Here is a 19,674-nt window from a genome sequence, read left to right on the forward strand (position 1 = left end):
GCTTCAACGAGAAGATGAGGAACTCCTAGCGCATGGTCGAAGCCAGGGCCCGGCGAGCGGCGAGTGCATGTGCCGCCGTGTTGATCGGGCTGACCGTCTCGTGCTCTGACCAACCCGACTACCCCGGCGACGACCTGCGCAGGCTGCCCGCGGCGGCCGCCGGGGCCGTGGTCGTCGGACCGCTCGCCATGGAATCTGTTGGGCAGGAAGACCGTTCGCTGCTGTTCGTCTTCGGTGTGGACGGCAAGGTGATCGGGCGGGACCTCGGTGCGGCGGTCAGCAACAATCGTGTGCTCGCGGCGGGCGATCGTCTCGTCACCTCGTTCGCGGACTCGGTCGCGGCAATATCCGCGGATGCGAGCGAGCAGTTCGGCATCGACCGGGAATCGATAGTCCAATCGGCGGCGATCCAGCCGGAAGGCGGGGCGTCGACGATCTGGTACAACACCGGAATCGTCGACGGAGAGTACGTCAACCGTTTCGCCTCGATCGGTGCCGACAATTCGGTGCGCGCCGGAAAGGTCGCGGGAATCGTCGGAACCTCCTCGTACTGTGGAAAATCCAACTTCGCGGTCGTCCGGCAATCCGTTGTCGGCGGCGGCGAGAATGCGACGAAGAACTGGCTTTACGAACTGGGACAAGACAACACACCGGTCGCCCGCGGGCAGTGGGACTACGACCCGGAGTTCCGCCCGGTCACCTCGACCTCCCCGTGCACGGCGGACGGATCCGAGATAGTCGCGCTCTACGCCTCGGAGCAGACCGTAACCGGCGGCGGCACTACCGGACTGACGTTGGTGAAGTTCCGCACCGCCGACGGCACGCGCACCGAAACAGCACTGACGATGCCCGGCTACACCTGGGAGACGCATCGCAGTTCACTGGCAGTGCTGAAAGACAAGCTCTACTGGGTCACCAGGGACGGTGACGTGCTCTCAGTGCCACTCGACGGGTCGAACACGGTGACGAAGGAGTGGACGGTGCACGGACCACAGGACAAGGTCGTGCTATCCGTACGCGGGCAAACGATCTCGGTCATCAGCTATCGAGAGAACGCCGAATTCTCGCAATACGACCTGGCATCCGGACGCAAATCTCTCGGCTCGATCGCGCTGGCATGGCTCGACGATATCCAAGGAAGCGAGACCGAGAGTGGTGGCAACATCTACTCCATCGCCGACATGACGGGTCTCGAATAGCGACCTGAGCGAGTACGCCCTGGTCGACAGCCTGCGTCTGGTGATGTGGCAGAGCGCGGGCGCCGCGTCCGAACGCGAAAGTTCGCTGCTGGTCAACTCGCGGCGAGGATTACCGCGCCGAGCATGGCCAGGCCGAAAGCGGTCAGGACGGTTAGCGGCAGTGCGCGGGTCAGCCCTGGCCCGAGGGAGCGTGCGATGAAAAAGCCGGCACCGCCGCCGAGTGCGGCGAGCGCGAGCCCCTCGCCTTTGACGAGGTAGTACACCGATGCCATTGCCGCGTTGCCGAACTCTTCGATGCCGCGCGCCTCGTCACCGAACGGAATCGGAAACCGGTAGACGAGCCCGATCAGGGCCGCGGCAAGCGGAGCGGTCAGTACGGCGGCGATCAAACCCCACACTGCCACCGCGCACAGCGCGGGCACGGTCGTTCGACGTTCTTCGATCTGCATGCTTGCCCACTCTCTGATCTCCGTAGGTGAATCGTAGAGTTTGCTGATCTGTCGTGAGGTTTTCGACTGGGGAGGCAGGGCGGGGAAGTCGCATTCTCGACGGAGACGGACGCCAGGGCGGCAACGCCGATCACCATGTATTACCGCAGGTGGCGATGCTTTCGAGACGTGATCACCAAGTCTGTCATGTCATTTGGCTATAACCACCCGGCTCGGTGAGTGAAAACATACACCAGGCAATCTCTTTACTCATGCTTTACCATGGGCGCTGCAAGCAGGTTCCATCGATCGAAGGGAAGCGCCATGAACGATCTGATCAAGACCCTCGCTCAAGATGCCAACTGGGAGAAGTGGGTCGACGTCAACTCGGACTCCGGAGCCAAGGACGGCTGCATTTCCAAGGCGGGCTGCATCTCCTAGTGGCAGGCCGTGGGCCGAGCTGTTTGCTCGGCTCGGCCCTGGCCGCCCGGACACCATGACCGGCACTCGTATCACGCGTCCGCTTCCGCACGAGTTCGTCGAGGCGACCCGCGACATTCCGTTCTATCAAGAATGGGCCGCGGCGAACTCCTTCCCGATCATCACGAAATCCGACCTCGCCGAGACTTTTCCGGATTCCTTCATGACCCCACAGGTCCGTTCCGCACTGGAATCCGGTGCGGCGCAATACGTCTGGTCTACCGGTACCAATCATGCCCGGATGCCGCTCATCCGGCCCCCGCTGTTCTTGCTGAAGACCTATTACGCGGTGTGGCGCGATCATCCGGAGATCGGCGACACGTTTGCCGCCGGGGTGCCCCGAGTATCGGTCACCACGCGGTTGGCGACCGACCATGTGGCGCGGGTCAACGAAGCCGAGGGTGGTGAACCCTCCGATATCGCGCGGCGGTGGCTCGATGACCGGACCGTGTATGTCAACCAGGAGCTGGATCCGGCCTGCTGGTCGACGGCGGCTATCGATCGGATGGTCGAAGAGATCGATGTGGTTCGCTCCGAAAAATGCAGCGGCCGTTACCATCTCGACTGTTCGTCGTATCACGCCGCGTACCTGCTGCGTGCGGCGGGCGACCGGTTCCCGCACCCGGTCAGCGCGATTCACGGTTATGAATTCACGCCCCGCAGCGTCCGCCGTTTCCTTGCCGAACGGCTCGGTTGCCCGGTCGTCGAGCTTTTCGGAAGCACCGAGCTCGGTTATCTGTACTACGGCGATACGCAGGGCCGATACCACCCGCACCTGGTCGACATGGAGGTCGAGCTGCAGCCGATCCCCGGCAGTCGCGGTATCCACAGCCTAGTTGTGTCGAGCATCCGGAACCCGTTCATGCCGTTGCTCCGGTACAACACCGGCGACTGTGTGCACACCGGCGACGGATCATCCGACCCGCGGCAGATCGTGCGCTTCTGCGGCCGCGAGAAGGAACTCCTGGTCACCGACGCTGCCATCACCTCGCAGGCGGAGCTCGACGATGTCATCGCCGACATCGGTCCGCAGGTGTTCGTCTACCAGCTGCGCGTCGACGGTTCGCAGGCGCAGCTGGCCTACACCACCTTCGACGGCGCGCCACTCGACCGGGCATCCGCCGACGAGCTGGCAACTGCGGCAAGCGGTTTGACCGGCGCGACGGTTGTCGTCGTGCACCGTAACCACATTCCGATCGGCAAGTCCGGCAAGTACGCCTGGCTTGTCCGCTGAAGGAGGATGCCGATGACCGAACAAGAGATTCTCGGCGACCTGTACGAGGAGACGGTTCGCTATGTGCGGGAACACAATCGGGTCGACGAGCCCACCGCCCGCATCCAGGTCCGCGAGGCGGTGCGTTATCTGACGCTCGTGTCGGCGCACCGCGACGAGCTCAGCGGTCTGTTCCTGCCCGTCGAGCAGGCGATCGACGAGGTGTGGCACTACCTCATCCTGCAGACCCGCGAATACGCCGACCTGTGCGAAAACCGGCTCCCCGGCGGCTATTTCATCCATCACCGGTCGATCTCCTACGGTGACTACGGTCGGCAGCAGCCCTCGCGCGAGGTCATGATCGAGCAGTTCCTGCGCTGGATTCCGCTGTACTGCAGCAGGTTCGGCGAGTTCGACGCCGAGGGCGGTAAGTGGTGGACAATGGTGCGTTTCCTGAACGAGCACATGGGCCACAGCTTGCAGGAGATCTCGGCACTACAGCCGGTCGACGCGTCCGGCAGCTGATCGAAGGCTCGCGATGATCACCACCGCCGCCAGCAGCACCTGCACCACCAGCACCGTCACCATCGCCGTCTGGTGCCCCGACGCCTGAACGACCACCCCGAACACCGTCCCGAGAACTGCTGCGCCCGTGGCGATGGAGACCTGCTGTGCGGTGAGCAGCACACCGCCACCCATCCCGGCCAGCTCGGCGGGCACGAGTGACAGCATGTGCGCGTTCATCGAACCGAGCGTGATGCCCTGCCCGGTCCCGATCAGCAGCATCGCCACGCATATCAGCGGCGCGTTCGCCGCGGTCACACCGACTGCCATGCCTGCCGATCCGACGCCTTGCACCGCCGCCCCCAACGCGATCGCCCGGACACCGAGGCGACCACGTATCCGCGGCACCGCGAACGACGAAACCAGAAATCCGAGCGCCATCGGCGCGGTCAGCAATCCGGCGACGACAAGCGAATGCCCCAGACCTTCCTGCAACGTTTGCGGCAGCGCATAAAGGAATCCGCCAGCACCCGCGAAGAACGGCAACATCAGGGCCAGCGCCCACCGGAGATCGGGATTGCCGAACATGCCCTGCGGCACCACGGCCGCCTTACCCGCGGCCGCACATCGACGCTGATGGGCGAGCCAGGCCCAGCCGATGGCGACCGTGGCCACGGCGAGGACGATGGTCCCCGCGCCGAGGATGGTCGACATCGATAGTGTCAGTAGGAAAGAGAGCACCGTCAGCGACAACAGTGCCGCGCCGCGGCCATCGATGTATTGACCGACATTCGGCTCGGTATCCGGAACCAGGCGAGGCAAGAGCAGCAATGCGATGATCCCGACGGGAATGTTGATGAGGAACAACCATCGCCATGCGCCACCGCCGCCCGCGAGGTCGAGCAGCGCACTGCCTCCGATGAGACCGACCAGCGCGGAAACTCCACTCATGGACGAGTACCAGCTGATCGCCCGTTCCCGGCGTGCGCCGGCATGCGCGGTCACCAGCCCCAGCACCTGAGGCATCACGAACGCCGCCGTGGCGCCCTGCAGTATTCGGCTGCCCACCAGCACTTCGAAACTCGGTGCCCATCCACAGAGCGCGGAGGTGAGCAGGAACCCGGCGACCGACACCCACAGCACCCGGCGGCGTCCGAAACGGTCACCGACCCGCCCACCGACAATCAGCAGCGAGCCGAACGCCGCGATATATCCGACCAGCACCAGACTCAGCAGCGCCGACCCTTGCTCCATACCGAAGTCGCGCCGGATACCGGGTAACGCCACACCCGCGATGAAGGTGTCCATCATCGGCACGAACGCGCAGGCAAGGATCAGCACAATTCCCGAAGTGCGCAATACTCGTTCGTCATTTTTGCGCCCGGTGAACGAACCGGCCTGGAAATTCAGGTTGCGCAACACGTGCGAGTATCTGCCCACCACGCGCCGAACGCTACCCGCAGCAGCCAGACAGCGCCGACAGTCCCCGGCCCTCCGCAGCGCAGCGGGCTGCGTCGAGTCGATCTGTCGTGGCGCGGGGGCTGGACCGGCTCGCGCCGCACAACCACCGCGAGATCAGGACGGCGGCGGGGGTTGCTTCGATCGCCTACCGCTGGTCAAGTCCCGCAGCTTGTCGATCGCCGCCACCACCACCCCTGCCGTCTTCAACACTCCAGGCCGCGCGGGCGTCTCCGGATGCGGGCGAGTCGGCGCCAACTTTCGTGCGGCCGCCATCTTCCGTCCCAGCTCGTTCAGCGCTTCGGGCCGCTCCGCCGCGGCGAAGCGAGGCCACACCTGGCCCTGCTCGAACTCGATGTGCAGGCGCGCCGACGAGCTGAATTCGGTGAGCGCTTCCTCGAATTCCGTGCTGCCCACCGCCGATTTCTCTATCTGCTGGAGCAGCTCCTTGGCCGCTTCCTCCTGAGCGATCGCCTGATCCGCGAGCTCGTTTCCGTCGGGGAGTGTGCGCCGCACGGCAGGCCAGAAGAGTTGCTCTTCCACCACCTCGTGCTGGGATGCCGCCATCACCAGGCTGGTCGCCATATCGCCTCTGGCGCGGAATCCGGTTTCACCCGCCCCGCGCCCGCGTTCGAGTGACTCGAGCATCCCCAGCACGCTTTCATGATCGGCGCGGAGGAAGGTCAACGCATCCATGTCGTTGTTGTGCATGAACATCAACTCTTCTCAGAGTTCGGTCGAGGTCCGATATGGAACGCCTACCCCGGGAGTGCGCGCGAAAACCAGCGGCGAATTCTGTCTCCATGGAGAGTATTCGAGGCCGAGCATCCACCAGACGATCGGGATTCATACGTGTCGATCTGCGCCGCCGGTAGCCCGGATTTCACCATGAGCAGGCTGAGTGGGCCGCAGGCCGATCTTGCCGCGAGTGAACAGCACTATGGCGAGTCCCGCACTGCCCATGACCACGACGTCTATCCACTGGAAGACCGGATCCAAAGCCGCGGCCTGCAGGCCGTAACTCACATTGGATACGGTGTGCGCCACGACCGCGACCATCGTGTTTCCCTGCGACGAGTTGTACAGCCAGCCGAGCACAAAGCTGAACCCCGTCGTGGAGACGATGTACATCGGATAGTTCGAGTCGTACTGCGCTACAGCTGGATTCCACCACAGCGGTAGATGCCACAGTGACCACACCACGCCGAGTATCAGGTTCGCGGACCAGGGCGGTAACGACGCCTGCAGCCCTGGGAGTGCAAACGCGCGCCAACCGAATTCCTCATCGATACCCCCACCCAGCACAAAGGTGAACACGAACATCGGCACCAGTGCGGACATGCCTCTCATCAGGCCGGCCCCATCCCACTCGGCGCCTATCGCCACCTGGACCGGAATCGTTCCCAGCACCAAAACAGCTATCGGGGCGGTCGCCAGAAGATAGGACCGGCGCGATGCACGCCACCGAAAAGCGTTGTGCAGGAACAGTCGCAGACCCCGCCCGCCGAGCGCGCTACTCGAGCACACCAGTGCGGCTGCCATCGGGCCGAGGCCGCCGGTGATCAGCAGGACCATCGTTGGGATGCCGGTGGCGACGATTCCTTGTTCGATGAGACCTGCGGGTATCCACCACGCCCAGGTGAATACGAAGGCCAGCACGAAGAATGCGACAAGGCGTTGTCGCGGTGCTGTACTGAGGTGCGTTGTCATCAACTGGCTTCCGTGCAGGGGTACTGGTGCCTGCGAACGTATCGACCGGTCACGCGAGGAGGCATCACTCCCGGGGGTGAAGTTCGCCTGGCACCGTCGAGGGGCCGCGGGCTGCCCCATCCCACTGGAGAACGACTTGTATGCCTGCGTTCGGGTTTGCGCATCTTTTGCGCGAAGCGGGGTACGACCACCACGTGTCCCGACCATCCGATCAAGCCAACCGACGCAGCCGCACGATGGCTGCGGACCCGGACATCGTGCTGAACACCGCCGCGGACCCCTGGCTACCGATCGCACAGTCGGCCGAAGACGCGGCAGAGCATTACGAGATCAGGCTGAGCGCGGACGAGCACCTGGTGCGCTGGCGCCCGCCCGGCGCCGACGCGTGGTCGGGCTGGCTACGTGTGACCGAGTCGGGCACCGGCGCGAGCGAGGCCGAGCTCGGTGCGCACGATGGCGGCGAGCTGGATGCCGATACCCTGCGCGCTGTCCTCGACCGGTCGCTGCACGGCCTGGCCGGTGAGGTCGAGCAGAACTTCAATGTCAGCTGAGTGAGCACCAGTGCCCGCGACGCGGGGGAGGTCCAGATGAACCCTGCGGACACCTTGTCGGCGGATGAATTGGTCGCGGCGTTCGCCAGAGCGTCCGGCTTGCTGTTGTCGACCGATACCGTGCAGACGGCCCTGCAGCTGATCACTTCGCTTGCGGCGCTGACGATTCCCGGCACGACAGGGTCGGGAGTCACGCTGCTGGACCAGCAGGGTGAGCGGGTCACTGCCGCGGCCACCGACGCCACGGTCGAGCAGGCCGACGCGGAGCAGTATCGGCTCGGCGAGGGGCCGTGCCTGGCGGCATGGGCGGCGCGGCGCGTCGTGCGGATCGATGACCTGCATACCGACGACCGTTGGCCGGAGTGGGCGGCGGTGGCGGCGCAGCTCGGGCTGCGGTCCTCGCTCAGTGCTCCGCTCGTGGCCGGCGAGACGCCGCTGGGGGCTTTGAAAGTCTATGCGGCACAACCGAACAGCTACGGTCCCGACCACGAGCATTGGCTCACTCTGTTCGCCACCCAGGCCGCCATTCTCCTGGCGAACGTGCGTACCGCCCAGGAAGTCGAGCACGCCAGCGAATTGCTGAAGAAGAGCCTGCGCGGCCGCGAGGTGGTGGCCTTGGCCAAGGGCATCATCATGGCACGCGACGGCGTCGACGAGCGCGGCGCGTTCCTGAAACTCGCCGACTGGGCGCACGAACACCGAACCACATTGCAGCGCGGTGCGGAACGCCTCGTCGGTTCGACGGTGCGGCGGCGTCGGTGATGCCATGAAACAAGACGATGCCGACCGGCAGCAGCGCAGCATCGCCATCGCACTGCAACGCGCGAGACTCAGCCCGGAGGAACTGTGGTTGCGGTACTTCACCCTCGGCGGCGATGCGGGGATGGCGGAGGTGGACGCTTATCTGAACGGCTGCGGCTCGCTACCGCCGCTGCAACGAGATGTCCTCGCGCACGCCGTGAACGAGCGGCTCGACGTGTTGAGCTGGTCGTATCGCGCGTCCTATTCCCGGCCGGTGCGGGAGGGCAGGCCGCGTGGGCCGATGCTGCGCGCGTTGGTGTCGCTGCTCGAGTCCGCCGAACTGGCTCCGCCGGATCGGTTGCCCGCCTTGGTCGCCGCGGCCGGGCAGGTGCTCGATGTCGAGATCGCGATGTACCTGATCGACTACGACCAGCGGTCCCTGCGCCCCGCCGACGCTGCCGATCCCTGTGACGGCGCGCTGGACGTGGACACCACGCTCGCGGGCCGCGCCTTCCGGGAGGTTCGCGTCTTGCCGCAGGACACACCGCTGCCCAAGCTGTGGATTCCACTGCTCGACGGTGTGGAACGGTTGGGCGTGCTCGAGGTGCGGGTCGGGGAGGTCGACGACTGTTACGACCCGGCCCTGCGCGCCCAATGTCGGTGGCTGGCCTCGCTGGCCGGGCATCTGGCGACCGCGATGACGGCGTACGGCGACGCCCTGGATCGGGTAAGGAAGCCGACGGACCGCACGATCGGCAGCGAACTGATCTGGTCGTTACTGCCGCCGTTGACCGCAGGCGTGGACAACTTCGTCGTGTCGGCGATCGTCGAACCGCGCCGCAGCAACAGCGGCGACGCCTTCGACTACGACCTCAGCGAGACCACCGCACGGTTACTCATCGTGGACGCCGTCGGCCATGATCTGCGCAGTGGTCTGATCGCGGCCACCGTGTTGTCCGCCTATCGCAGCGCCAGGCACGCGGGCCACGGCCTCTACGAGCAAGCCCAGGTGATCGACCGGGCGATCCGAGACCACTTCCGTGTCGGGACATTCGCGACCGGTGTGCTCGCCGAGCTGGATCTCGCTACCGGACGGGTTCGCTACATCAACGCCGGTCACCCCGCGCCGCTGATCATGCGGTCGGGCAAGGTCGTCAAACCCCTTGCGGCGGGCCGACGTCCACCATTGGGCCTCGGGCACGGCGAGTTGGTGGTCGGCGAAGAGTGGTTGCAGCCCGACGACTGGATCGTCCTCTACACCGACGGAATTACCGAGGCGCGCAACAGCAGCGGGGAGTTCTTCGGTGAGGGGCGCCTGGTCGACTTCCTGCGGCGGGAGGCGGCCGCCGGGCATCCGCCGCCGGAAACCGCTCGCAGGCTGATCCACGCGGTGCTCGCTCATCAAGAGAACATGCTCCAAGACGACGCCACCGTTCTGCTCGCCCGCTGGGACAACCACCGCATGAGGATCCTGCGTTCGCCGTCGCGACCGGGTCGCTCGGCGGATGAAGATTACGACTGAACCTACATTCCGGAAGGGCAACTGCCACAGCGCATTCAGGAACAGCGCCGGTGCGGTCCGATGTCGCGATCGAGGGTCACGTGCCGAAGGCGCGGTCGAGCTGATGGTCGAGTGCGGCCAGTGCGGTTTCGGCATCGATCCCGCCGACCATCAGGCGCATCATCAGTCCGTCCGTGAGCGATAGCAGGATGTCGGCTTCTCGGTCGGCGTCGCAGGAATCGCTTGCGGGACGGGCATTGCTGATGTGTTCGGCGACGAACCCGTGCAGCGAACGGGTGCCCTGACGCAGTAGCTCGGCCATTTGCGGTTCCACCACCGCGCGGGCGAAAAAGGCTACCCACATTGGCATTTCGGCTTTGGCATGGTCGCCGATCGGCATCATTTCGATCAGCAGCGCACGCACGAGCGAGCGGGCATCCGGTGGTTGCGGCAAGGCCGAAACCGCTTGGGTCACACGATGTTCAATGTCCTCACTGATCGTGCCGAAGGCGAACAACAGCATCTCGTCCTTGGTCTTGAAGTAGTGCTGCACCCGGCCCATCGACACACCCGCCTCGGCGGCGACGTGACGCAGGCTCACCCCTTCGAGTCCGTGCGCGGCCGCCAATCGGCACACCGCGGCGGCGATCTGCTGGCGGCGCTCCTGATGATCCACCTGTTTCGGCACGGTTCTCCCTTTCACAATGCGGATGCATTGCCATAACTCACCGAGTCCGGTTACGATGCAAGTGCATTGTAAAGAGTACCTGGCCGACTCCCGGGTCGGCCGAGGGGAGGCACCGACATGGCATCCGATCCGGAAATGGTGAAAGCGGTGATCACCGCGGGGGCGTTCATCGGCGGAGGGTTGATGATGGGCGGCGGTGCGGCAGGCGCCTGCCTGGGCGACGGCTTCGCCGGTGGTCAACTCCTCGCCGGAATCACCAGGCAGCCCGAGGCCCAAAGCCGCCTCATGACACCGTTTCTCATCACCGTCGGCCTGGTAGAGGGCACCTACTTCATCAACCTGGCGTTCATGGCACTGATCGTTTTTGCCACGCCGGGCACGTAGTCGATGAGGGGTTGCTCTCCAGGCCATCGTTGACCGTCACGGCCAGTCGTTCCTTCCTCGGCACTCCCGGTTCGCGCGTGTGAAATCGCGGAATGCGTTCAGCCGTGTCGTCTATCCGAAAGGAGTTGTCGCCATTTCGCTTCCAGTTCGTCTGCCGGAACCATCGGCGTGCATTGCTGGTCGAGCAGGGACAGCAGCTCCCGGCTTACGGGAATCGGAATCCCGCCACCTTCGCGAAGAATGCCCATCAGCTCGATCTTGTGGCCTTTGAACTCACCCGTAGATTTCAAGTAGGACAGCAGATTGTCCCACGTCATGCCGCTTTCCATGAGACGGCGAACCTCGGAGTAGACGACGCTCTGCTAGCGGTCTGCGGTCTCGAAATTGTCAGGAAACCGGTAGGTGATGATCCAGTACTCGTATTCTTCCCGTGACGTCGCACAGATTTGCTTGCCGTCGAGCGACATCGCAATGAACTCCGGCTGGTTCGTGATCGTCGCGATCCGAGACGGCAGCCTTTCGCCGACCATGTCCCGGATACAGAGCCAGCCCCCGCGGCTGCTGCCCGGTCCCGGGAGTACGAGGAGAAACTCGCCGGTGTCCGTGTAGAGAGACACAGCGTCGGCTTCGGCATGCCACAGCGTGTCCAGATCGCCGGGCACCTCTCCTGATCGATAGGGGACTGCGTGCTTCGGCTTCATCTCCCCGCCGTTCACCGCCTGCATCGCCTGTCGAGGTGAAGGGACGCTTACTGTTTCACCGGTGCCGGTACGAAGGCCGATTGCCGCCAGCGACTCGCGCAGCTCTGCGGGCGGGGCATTGAGAGTGTTCATTCTCCATGCCTTTCGGGGGCGGGCCGGTGTGTGGTCCACCTCTTCAGTAGCGGAAGTGATGGTCGTCGCGCTGGCGGTCAGCCGCTGTAATGGTCGTATGCTTCGAACTCGCCGAAATCGTCTCGTAGCCAACCCAGATCGCGCCAGGTCCCCGAGCCGTCCAGCGGACCTTCGTAGACGATTTCCAGATAACTGCCTGGCTGGTCGTCGAGCCGCAGGCGGCGACCTCGGCTGTACAGGAACAGCGAGACGCTGACGCGCGGCTGTCCGTCGGTGTACTGCATACCGAGCACTCCCTCCCAGGTGACCTGGAAGGATGGACTGGACGGCTCAGGACCTCGCAGGAGACAGGAGAATGCATCCTCCATTTCGCCCGAGTCGACCACGTTCACCTGCTGGCCGAGATGAGTGGCGAGACTGCCGGCGAGGGCGTTGATCGCCGACAGCCACCGGACTGCCGGGTTGTCGTCTGGGCCATCGTCTACCGTCACTGCCAGTCGTTCCTTTCCCAGCTCTCCCGGTTGGGAAACACCACTTCGTGGGCACCGTTATTGGTGCGGATCTCTACGTAATGCGGGTTGTCGGCCCAGTTATCCACTTTGACCCCCTTCGGCTTCGGGACGCTCCTGTCGATCAAACCATAGGCCGTGATGACGGAGTTCTTGTTACCCGCTTCGGTGATTACCACGGAACCCCTGTTGGGGTCTCGGGAACCTTCCCGGTAGTAGACGTCGACCTCGCGGGTGTAGGGCTGACCAGTAATGTAATTCTCGCCATGGTAAGTCCCGGAGAAGATGCGATCCGGGTTGTTGAGGATGGAAGCTTGAACCTGGGGGGTGACGCGGTGTTTCGAATACGCGTGCCCTTCGTTGCCCCCTGGATATGGGGCAGGCGCACGTTCGAGCTCTCCTGGAGTGACCTGTCTATGGAAGTTCTCGAACCGCTCGCACGCTCTCGGTGTCAGACCGAGCGGGTCGATGAACCGGAGCGGGTTGACGCTGTACGCGTAGGGGTTTGGCGCGGGGGACAGGCCGAGTGGGTCGGGCGTGAGGTACTGACCGGTGTCCGGGTTGTAGTACCGGAACATGTTGTAGTGCAGCCCGGTTTCGGGGTCATGGATCTGTCCTGGGAACCGTAGCGGTGAGCTTGTTTTCCCGCGCCAGTTCGTCCGGCCCCAGAGGTCGGCGCTTGCGGTGGCCGCGGGCTGGGCGGTCCCGGGATCTATCAGTTCGGTCGGGGTACCGACGAGATCGGTGATGATCGCGTAGAACTCGCGGTCGATCGTGGCCTCATCGGTGGTCTGGGTGAGCGGCGTGTGGGAGCCGGGCTGGTACTGCCAGCGAATGGTGCTGGTATTGGTGGCCTGCTCGATGAGATGAATGCCGTCCCAGTGGTAGTCGGTGCGCTCGAGGACGGTGCCGTCGTGGGCGAGGTGCTGTTTGGTGGTGCGGCGGCCGAGGGCGTCGTAGGTGTAGTGCCACCACTGGTTGTCCGGAGTCCAGACATCGGCGAGCTCACCGAAGGCGTTGTAGCGGTAGTGCCACACGTCGGGTTTGCGGGAGAGGCGGACGGTGGTTTTGCGGATCAGCCGACCCGCGGGATCGTAGTGGTAGCGCGTTCGGCCGTCGCGGATGAGGAGGTTGTCGCGGTATTCGCGGCGACCGTCGTCGACCGGGAGAGTCGCCGAACCAACAGGTTTCGAAGCCGGCGGGGTGCTGGATACGGTCGAGTTGGTGATATTACTGAGGGCATCGTAGGTGTAGCGCTCGGTGGGGGCGCCGTTGGTGGCGATGGTGGTGATGCGACCAGCGGCGTCGAGGCTGTAGTCGCGCTGTAGGAGGTCTTGCTGCGCGCGGTCGATGGTGTGCGTGGTGAGGTAACCGTCTGCGCGATAAGTGAATTCGTCGCGACGGAGTCGGTGCGGGGCAGGCCGGGCGGACAAGCCGGAGCCGAGAGACAGGGCTCGGGCGGGGAAAGCGGTCACCTCTTGGTGGGTCACCTGACCCCGCGCGGTGATACCGCGGGTCACCGCCAGTTCGCCGACCCGCCAGCTGGTAAGCCGGCCGAGCGGATCGTAGTCGAAGGTGATGTCGTGGTCGTCGGCGCTGAGATGGTCCAAGCGACCGGCGACATCGTGGTGCCAAGTGGCCACGGCGCCGGAGGGCGTGGTCCGGCGAATCCGGTGGCCGCGCTGATCATGCTCGAACAGCATCGGCTGCCGGGTGTCGACCTGCTCGGATGCCACGCTTCCGACTGCGGTGTAGGCGAATTCGAGGGAGTGCGTACGGTCCGCTCCGATGCCGTTGACGGCGGACAGGGCACGCCCCGCCGGATCGTAGGTGTAGCGGATCCACTCGTCATCGGCGGCGATCTCGGTGACTCGACCGAGTATGTCGTAGCGGTGGTGGCGAGTTGTGCCGGTGGCCGGAGTGACCGCGCCGATTCGCCCGGCTCGGTCGTAGGTGTATCGGGTTGTCGCCCCGGCGTAGTCGGTCTCGGCGATAATCCTTCCGGCACTGTCGTATTCGTAGGTCCAGCTTTGCCCGATAGGATTGTGCACGGCGGTGATGCGGCGTTCGGAGTCCCAGGTGTATCGGGTGATCGAGCCGTCGGGGTCGATGCGGGAGTGCAGGAGATCGAATTCGCCGTAGGACAGCTGGGTGACACCACCCGCGCGGTCGGTGTGCGTGCGGATGTTGCCTTCGCCGTCGTAGGTCCACGACTCGGTGTGACCGTCGGGATCGGTTCTGCGGAGCAGGTTTCCGGTCGGCGACCAGTCATACCGCGTTACTGCGCCGAGCGGATCGGTGATGTGGGTCGGTCGGCCTGCGGAGTCACGTCGAATGTGGGTCACCGCGCCGTCGGGCTGGGTGATTTGTATCAGGAGACCGGCTGCGTCCACCTGCATGGTGGTGCGGGCACCGTTGGATTCGACGATGCTGGCCAGTGCGCCGTTGGGGTGGTAGGTGAACTCAGTACGGTTTTCGGCGGGGTCGATGACCGCGGCGAGGTCGCCGTCGGTCGTCCATTCGCGGCGCGAGACGGAACCGTCGGGGAAAGTTATCTTGCTGGCCCGGTGGCGCCAGACGTATTCGATCTCGGTCGAATTGCCATCGGGGCGAATGACTTCCGTTCGGTCACCCGCGTCGTTGTACACGTAGCGGGTGATTGCTCCGTCGGGCTCGGTGATGGTCAGCGGCCTGCGGTCGGCGTTGTAGTCGATGTGGGTGCGGGCGCCGATCGGGTCGATGAGGTCGCGTAGTTGTAGTTCGCGGTCGAAGCCGTGGGAGGTGGTGGCGCCGAGGGAGTCGGTGACGGTGGTGAGGCGGCCGGAGCCGTCGGGGAGTTGCAGGTAGTCGTAGTCGCAGTTGAGGATTCCGGCGGTGCCGCGTTGGAAGACGACGCGGCCGGATTCGTCGTAGGTGTTGACCATTTGGTTGCCGTTGGAGTCGGTCCACGATGTCATCCGGTGTTCGGCATCGTAGGTGTAGCGGGTTGCTGCTCCGTCGGCGTTGATCACTGCGGTCAGATCCGCGTCTGCGTAGATGAATTCCATTATCGGCGTGGCGAACTCGCCGAGGTCTGGTTCGTCGGTGATCAGTGAGAGGCCGGTGATACGCGCACGATCGGAGTGGATCCGGACGCGATATCCGCCGGAGTGCGTTACCTCGGTCGGTACGCCGTCGGCGTCGTAGTGGAAGCGGATGCGGTTGTGGTGTCGGTCGGTGATGGCGGAGACCGCGTAGTTGCCGAACTTGGCTTCGATGCCGTCCAGTCCGAGTTCGGGGGCGAAGTGCCAGATCACCTCTCGCCGTTGATCTCTCACGCGGTAGCCGCCGGCATCGGTGCGGGTCAACGACCATTGCTGACCCTCGTTGAGCGGGTGCACGGGGACGCCGACCTCGGCGTGCGGGTAGGCGAGCATCATCGCGTTCTCGCCGATGAAGGTGACGCCTGCTTCCTCCACGACGATCCGGGCGTCCAACGTGCTGGACCAGGATGGGCTGAACCAGCGACCGAACCGGTAATTCGAATGGTGTGCCCGCTGCAGGGTCAGCGGCAGGACGCCGGGGAGGTCGAGATCTGTTTCGGGGAGCAGGAATTCGCCGGTGCTGATGTCGACCGGGTCGGTGGAACAGGTCTTCTGTTCCGGGGTGCGGTCGGATTCCGGGCCGGAGTCGCGGGCGTGCTCGTGGGCATTGCGGTCGGCGTCGGCTCGATCCTGCGCCGTGGGGTGGTCAGGGTCGGGATCGCGGTCGCGGTCCGGTTGGCGGTCGTTGTCTGATTCGTGGTCCGGTTGGCGGTCGTTGTCGGGTTGGCGGTCGCGGTCTGGCTGGCGGTCGCGGTCGGGTTGGCGGTCGCGATCCGGTTCTCGATCGCGATCCGGGTTACGATCCCGCGACGGGTCCTCCGGCCCGTGCGGACGGTTGTTGCTGTCGCTGCGATCGGGAGACCGGTCCGGATCATGGTGTGGTGTAGGCGGTTTCGTGTCGCCGTCCGCTCCTCGGCCGAAGGGCGGATCCGTATCCCGCTGCCGTCCCGGTGCATCCGGGTCGGTTCGCATCGGCGGGTCGGTATCGGCACGTGGGATGGGGTCTGGCGAGGACCGCGGGTGCGATGGCGAATCGGGATGCGTCGCGTCGGCGTGATTCGGGGATGCGTGGGAGGACGGGGCCGGGTCTACGAGGCGATCACTCCGTTCGGGGGCCAGGTTTTCTCGCGTTTGGCTCGGATCATGATCTGGCCCGCCGCGGTGCGGAAGATGCCGTCCTCCGGAGTGGCCGTCTGGGCGGTGTGGTTCGTCTTGTCGATTGTCAGGGTGCGGTCGAGGGTGTCCCTCGTCTCCCCGAACTGGTACTCCACCTCGTTCGGGTCGTTGCGAATCTGGTTGTAGTAGATCAGTAGTGCCATCGTTCGCTCCCCAGTGTGTGTCGTAGCGTTCGCCCGTTCGCGGCGGGATGTCGTTGGACCAGTTGTGGTTGGTGTTCGCGTGCGCGTGTGCATCCTGATAGGTCGATCCGGGATGGTTACGCAGGTAGGTGGACTCGGCGAGTTCGTGCCTGAGCAATACGATATCCGCAGGCAGTGGGCGACCGGAGCGCAGCCGGATCCAGGCCTCGGCGATCGCCGGATCGGCGTCGAACCTGCGGTGCTCGAGGGTGCCGTCGTAGTCGACGATGGGATGTTCCTCACGGAACAGGTGTTGCTTGATCTGGTCGATGTCGGCGCGGGTGAAGGTCGAGCCGTCGGCATGCGGTTGATCGGCGAGAACCTGGGTGATGTCGTCGATGTCGCGATCTTGCCTGCGGAAATGGTCGTAGGCGTCCTCGGCCCATTCGAAGGCCGCGAAGTCGTCGCGGGGGCGAACTGCACCACCGGAATGCGCGAGCTCGGGATCGCGATCGTGGGTGGCGGGTTCATCGGTATGGGTGGTGTCTGGTCGGCCGTCACCGCGGTGGTCGGCCGAGGGATCCGTTGGTCGCCGTGGTGTGTCCGGGTCGGTTCGCATCGGCGGGTCGGTATGGGTGCGCGGCGGGGTGTGGTCCGGAGTCGGTGGCGCGTGCAATGGGGAATTGGGCTGCGAGCGGGCAGCGGGTGACGACTGCGGATCGGCGCGGCCCGCGGGTACCGGATCGCGATGCGGCCGTGCGACCGGCGCTTCTGGATGGGGGCGCGTTGCGGGCGTGGGGTCCGGGTTCGCGCGTGGTGCGGGCGACCGATCGGGCTGCGGACGGGGGGCGGGTTCGGGACGGGCCGGGGCGTCGGAGTGTGGACGTGCCGGATCGGACTGCGGACGCGTTCCCGAGGGGGAGTCCGACTGTGTGCGCGATGGCGGTGTCGGGCTATCGGCATGGGGTGTCGCGCCCGGATGCCATGCGGGGCCGGGGGTTGGTGTGGCACTCGAATCCGGCGTTGCGGCTGGGCGGGCGTCCGGTGTCGGTTCTGTGCGAACCGGCGATGTCCCATCGGGATCAGCATGTGCCGCAGGTGGTCGGTCGGCGGACGTGGTCGGCGTTGTGTCGGGTCGGGTGTCCGGCGTGTGGTCTACGTCGGTACGAACCGGCGACGGCGCATCGGACTTCGCTTGCGGAGACGGTGTCGGGTCGACTTCGGTGCGTGGGTTCGGTGTGGAGTCGACTTCGGTGCGTGGGTTCGGTGTGGAGTCGACTTCGGTGCGTGGGTTCGGTGTGGAGTCGACTTCGGTGCGTGGGCTCGGCGTCGAATCGACCTCGGTGCGCGGTGACGGCGCAGTGTTGTCCACCGTCGAAGCCGGCCGAACCTCCTCGGGCCGAGGATCGATCCGCGTCGGTCCGGGATCCGGGTCCGGCCCGGGCCGGGTGGCGGGTGACGGCTCGGGATCCGCACGCGGCGGCGGTGCGGTGTCCGTGTCCGGGCGTTGGGTGGGCGCAGGTTCCGGGGAGGGATCAGGGCGAGCGGTCGGCGCGGGGTCGGCATGCGAGGCCGGCGACGGCGTGGGGTCGGTGTGCGTGACAGGCGTCGGATCCGGGTCTGCCTGCCGGGTCGGTGCCGGGTCCGCCTGACGGGTGGGCGCCGGGTCAGGGGAGTTGTTCGCCGGACTGGACGACGACGGCTCCGAGCGCTGCGTGCTGGGCGGTTCGGACGTCGAGTTGTTGCCGCCGGTGTTCTCGGTCCGCGGGGCAGGGGAGTCGGATCGACTGCTCGCCTGGACCGGGTTGTTCTCGGGACTGTGCCCGGTGTCGACCTGAGCGGGGCCGGGCCGCTGGGTGGTGTCCATCGACGCATGCGACGGCGTCCCGAACTGGCTTCCCGGATCAGGAGCGGACGTCGAGTTCGGCGTGTGCGTGTTGGGCAGCCGCCCGAGGTCGCCGAGATTGTCGGCACCGCGCGCGAGCCGACCGGCATCCGTCGCCTTCCGCAGCGCGCTGAGCGCGACCTTGGCGCTGCCACCACCACCGGTGGCCGCGGTGAGCAGCGCGTCACCGGTCAATGCCCCGAGGAATTCGAACGGATTCTTTCGGGCGTCGGACAGTATCGCCGATACCGTCGCGCCCGGATCCGCCACTGCGACAACCAATCCCGTGCCGAGATTGGACAGACCGGTCGCGTACTCGGCCGGATGGGTCAGGTTGTAGATGTCGGTCGGATTGACTTGGCGCACGAACTGCACGAGCCCGGTGAGACTCGTGAGTAGGCCGGAGGTGAAGTTCAACGCCCCGTGTTCGAGCACCCCGCCCATATCCGAGATATTGGCGATCCAGCGGTCGGTGAACGGTGGTTCCTTGGGCGCCTTGTCGGTAGCGGCGGCGAAGGCGCTCACCGCGATGGAGGCACCGTTGTCGCGCTGAGTTCGCGCGCCGCGCAATATCTCTCGCGCGTCGTTGCGCATACTGGTCCAGGTATCGACCAGCGTGGTCTGCGCCTGCTGTTCCCCGGTGAGCGAGTTCCACCAGTTCTTCTGCCTGCGTTCCTCCGCGTCGGCGGCCTTCCACTTATCGATGGCGTCGGCCGCTTTGTCCTGCGCGGTTTTCACCTCGTTGTGCCAGGCCTCCATGGCCTTGGCCGCCGAGGTGAACGAGTCGGCGGCGTCGAACCACAGTTTCGGCTGCTTGTCGTAGATCGCGTTGAACGCGTCCGCGCCTTGGCCGGACCAATCGGCGGCGTCGATCTGTTTGAGCGCCTGGCCGGTGGATTCGATGGCGGTGGCCATCTTCTGCAATGTCTCTGCGGTGGAACTGATTTCGGACGGCTCGCCGCGGACGAGCTCTTTGGGATCCTCGGTCTCGCCGAGTTCTTCCTCGTCGACGGCGCCGCCGGTGCCCGAGGCGATATTGTCGCCGAGGTCGTCCAATCCTTCGGCGAGACCGTCCAGGCCGACATATTTCGCGCCATCGGACAGGACGTCCAAACCGTCGTCGATGACCTGACCGGCGCCTTCGACAACTTTTTCGACACCCTTCTCGATCGCATCGCCGATATCGTTGACGACATCCCAGAGTCCCAA

16 protein-coding genes are annotated in these 19,674 nt (G+C 65.3%); 7 read left to right on the forward strand and 9 right to left on the reverse strand.

The window, feature by feature from the left end:
- Positions 1-32 precede the first annotated feature (32 nt).
- Positions 33-1,199 (forward strand): hypothetical protein, encoded by a 1,167-nt coding sequence (locus NN4_RS02265; RefSeq protein WP_147128259.1) that lies wholly within the window; start codon positions 33-35, stop codon positions 1,197-1,199.
- 92 nt (positions 1,200-1,291) lie between these two features.
- Here the strand turns inward: NN4_RS02265 and NN4_RS02270 are convergent, their stop codons facing one another.
- A complete protein-coding gene (locus tag NN4_RS02270) occupies positions 1,292-1,648 on the reverse strand; it encodes a hypothetical protein (RefSeq protein WP_147128260.1) in 357 nt (118 codons plus the stop codon).
- 475 nt (positions 1,649-2,123) lie between these two features.
- Here NN4_RS02270 and NN4_RS02275 point away from each other — a divergent pair, with 475 nt between their 5' ends.
- Positions 2,124-3,341, forward strand: coding sequence for a phenylacetate--CoA ligase family protein (locus NN4_RS02275; RefSeq protein WP_147128261.1), 1,218 nt, complete (start codon positions 2,124-2,126; stop codon positions 3,339-3,341).
- 12 nt (positions 3,342-3,353) lie between these two features.
- Positions 3,354-3,845: a glycine-rich domain-containing protein gene (locus NN4_RS02280; protein ID WP_222594945.1), complete on the forward strand. Its 492-nt coding sequence runs from the start codon at positions 3,354-3,356 to the stop codon at positions 3,843-3,845.
- Here the strand turns inward: NN4_RS02280 and NN4_RS02285 are convergent.
- The 3 genes from NN4_RS02285 to NN4_RS02295 form a co-directional block, all read right to left on the reverse strand.
- Positions 3,816-5,267: an MFS transporter gene (locus NN4_RS02285; protein ID WP_147128263.1), complete on the reverse strand. Its 1,452-nt coding sequence runs from the start codon at positions 5,265-5,267 to the stop codon at positions 3,816-3,818. The genes NN4_RS02280 and NN4_RS02285 overlap by 30 nt on opposite strands.
- 132 nt (positions 5,268-5,399) lie before the next feature.
- Positions 5,400-5,999, reverse strand: coding sequence for a hemerythrin domain-containing protein (locus NN4_RS02290; RefSeq protein ID WP_308633296.1), 600 nt, complete (start codon positions 5,997-5,999; stop codon positions 5,400-5,402).
- 129 nt (positions 6,000-6,128) lie between these two features.
- Positions 6,129-6,992, reverse strand: a complete 864-nt coding sequence (locus tag NN4_RS02295; RefSeq protein ID WP_186818219.1) for a type II CAAX endopeptidase family protein — start codon at positions 6,990-6,992, stop codon at positions 6,129-6,131.
- Between the two features lie 236 nt (positions 6,993-7,228).
- Here NN4_RS02295 and NN4_RS02300 point away from each other — a divergent pair, with 236 nt between their 5' ends.
- Genes NN4_RS02300 through NN4_RS02310 form a run of 3 tightly spaced genes read left to right on the forward strand, consistent with a single transcriptional unit; the run spans position 7,229 to position 9,806 of the window.
- Positions 7,229-7,543 carry a hypothetical protein gene (locus NN4_RS02300; protein WP_147128265.1) on the forward strand — a complete coding sequence of 105 codons (315 nt, stop codon included), beginning with the start codon at positions 7,229-7,231 and terminating at the stop codon, positions 7,541-7,543.
- Positions 7,544-8,305 carry a GAF and ANTAR domain-containing protein gene (locus NN4_RS02305; RefSeq protein ID WP_246180668.1) on the forward strand — a complete coding sequence of 254 codons (762 nt, stop codon included), beginning with the start codon at positions 7,544-7,546 and terminating at the stop codon, positions 8,303-8,305.
- A gap of 4 nt (positions 8,306-8,309) precedes the next feature.
- Positions 8,310-9,806 (forward strand): PP2C family protein-serine/threonine phosphatase, encoded by a 1,497-nt coding sequence (locus NN4_RS02310; RefSeq protein ID WP_147128266.1) that lies wholly within the window; start codon positions 8,310-8,312, stop codon positions 9,804-9,806.
- 76 nt (positions 9,807-9,882) lie between these two features.
- On the opposite strand, the gene NN4_RS44740 is transcribed toward NN4_RS02310, so the two are convergent.
- The gene (locus NN4_RS44740; protein WP_281289301.1) at positions 9,883-10,488 is read right to left on the reverse strand and encodes a TetR/AcrR family transcriptional regulator; all 606 of its coding nucleotides are present in this window, start codon (positions 10,486-10,488) and stop codon (positions 9,883-9,885) included.
- A 120-nt stretch (positions 10,489-10,608) separates the two neighbouring features.
- Here NN4_RS44740 and NN4_RS02320 point away from each other — a divergent pair, with 120 nt between their 5' ends.
- Positions 10,609-10,857, forward strand: a complete 249-nt coding sequence (locus tag NN4_RS02320) for a F0F1 ATP synthase subunit C (protein WP_135237330.1) — start codon at positions 10,609-10,611, stop codon at positions 10,855-10,857.
- 98 nt (positions 10,858-10,955) lie between these two features.
- On the opposite strand, the gene NN4_RS02325 is transcribed toward NN4_RS02320, so the two are convergent.
- The 4 genes from NN4_RS02325 to NN4_RS46535 all read right to left on the reverse strand — a co-directional run bounded on the left by NN4_RS02325 (position 10,956) and on the right by NN4_RS46535 (position 19,674).
- The gene (locus NN4_RS02325) at positions 10,956-11,186 is read right to left on the reverse strand and encodes a hypothetical protein (RefSeq protein ID WP_147128268.1); all 231 of its coding nucleotides are present in this window, start codon (positions 11,184-11,186) and stop codon (positions 10,956-10,958) included.
- 33 nt (positions 11,187-11,219) lie between these two features.
- Complete coding sequence (locus tag NN4_RS02330) at positions 11,220-11,690, reverse strand: hypothetical protein (protein WP_147128269.1); 471 nt, start codon at positions 11,688-11,690, stop codon at positions 11,220-11,222.
- Between the two features lie 77 nt (positions 11,691-11,767).
- Positions 11,768-12,181, reverse strand: a complete 414-nt coding sequence (locus NN4_RS02335; protein WP_147128270.1) for a hypothetical protein — start codon at positions 12,179-12,181, stop codon at positions 11,768-11,770.
- Complete coding sequence (locus NN4_RS46535) at positions 12,178-19,674, reverse strand: putative T7SS-secreted protein (protein ID WP_147128271.1); 7,497 nt, start codon at positions 19,672-19,674, stop codon at positions 12,178-12,180. Before NN4_RS46535 ends, NN4_RS02335 begins: the two co-directional genes overlap by 4 nt.

It is taken from the genome of Nocardia ninae NBRC 108245 (genome assembly GCF_007990755.1).
Taxonomy (GTDB): domain Bacteria; phylum Actinomycetota; class Actinomycetes; order Mycobacteriales; family Mycobacteriaceae; genus Nocardia; species Nocardia ninae.

Coding starts and splice junctions, on each gene's coding strand:
- NN4_RS02265 (WP_147128259.1), top strand. CDS start 33: ATGGTCGAAGCCAGGGCCCGGCGAGCGGCGAGTGCATGTGCCGCCGTG.
- NN4_RS02270 (WP_147128260.1), bottom strand. CDS start 1,648: ATGCAGATCGAAGAACGTCGAACGACCGTGCCCGCGCTGTGCGCGGTG.
- NN4_RS02275 (WP_147128261.1), top strand. CDS start 2,124: ATGACCGGCACTCGTATCACGCGTCCGCTTCCGCACGAGTTCGTCGAG.
- NN4_RS02280 (WP_222594945.1), top strand. CDS start 3,354: ATGACCGAACAAGAGATTCTCGGCGACCTGTACGAGGAGACGGTTCGC.
- NN4_RS02290 (WP_308633296.1), bottom strand. CDS start 5,999: ATGTTCATGCACAACAACGACATGGATGCGTTGACCTTCCTCCGCGCC.
- NN4_RS02295 (WP_186818219.1), bottom strand. CDS start 6,992: ATGACAACGCACCTCAGTACAGCACCGCGACAACGCCTTGTCGCATTC.
- NN4_RS02300 (WP_147128265.1), top strand. CDS start 7,229: ATGGCTGCGGACCCGGACATCGTGCTGAACACCGCCGCGGACCCCTGG.
- NN4_RS02310 (WP_147128266.1), top strand. CDS start 8,310: ATGAAACAAGACGATGCCGACCGGCAGCAGCGCAGCATCGCCATCGCA.
- NN4_RS02320 (WP_135237330.1), top strand. CDS start 10,609: ATGGTGAAAGCGGTGATCACCGCGGGGGCGTTCATCGGCGGAGGGTTG.
- NN4_RS02325 (WP_147128268.1), bottom strand. CDS start 11,186: ATGGAAAGCGGCATGACGTGGGACAATCTGCTGTCCTACTTGAAATCT.
- NN4_RS02330 (WP_147128269.1), bottom strand. CDS start 11,690: ATGAACACTCTCAATGCCCCGCCCGCAGAGCTGCGCGAGTCGCTGGCG.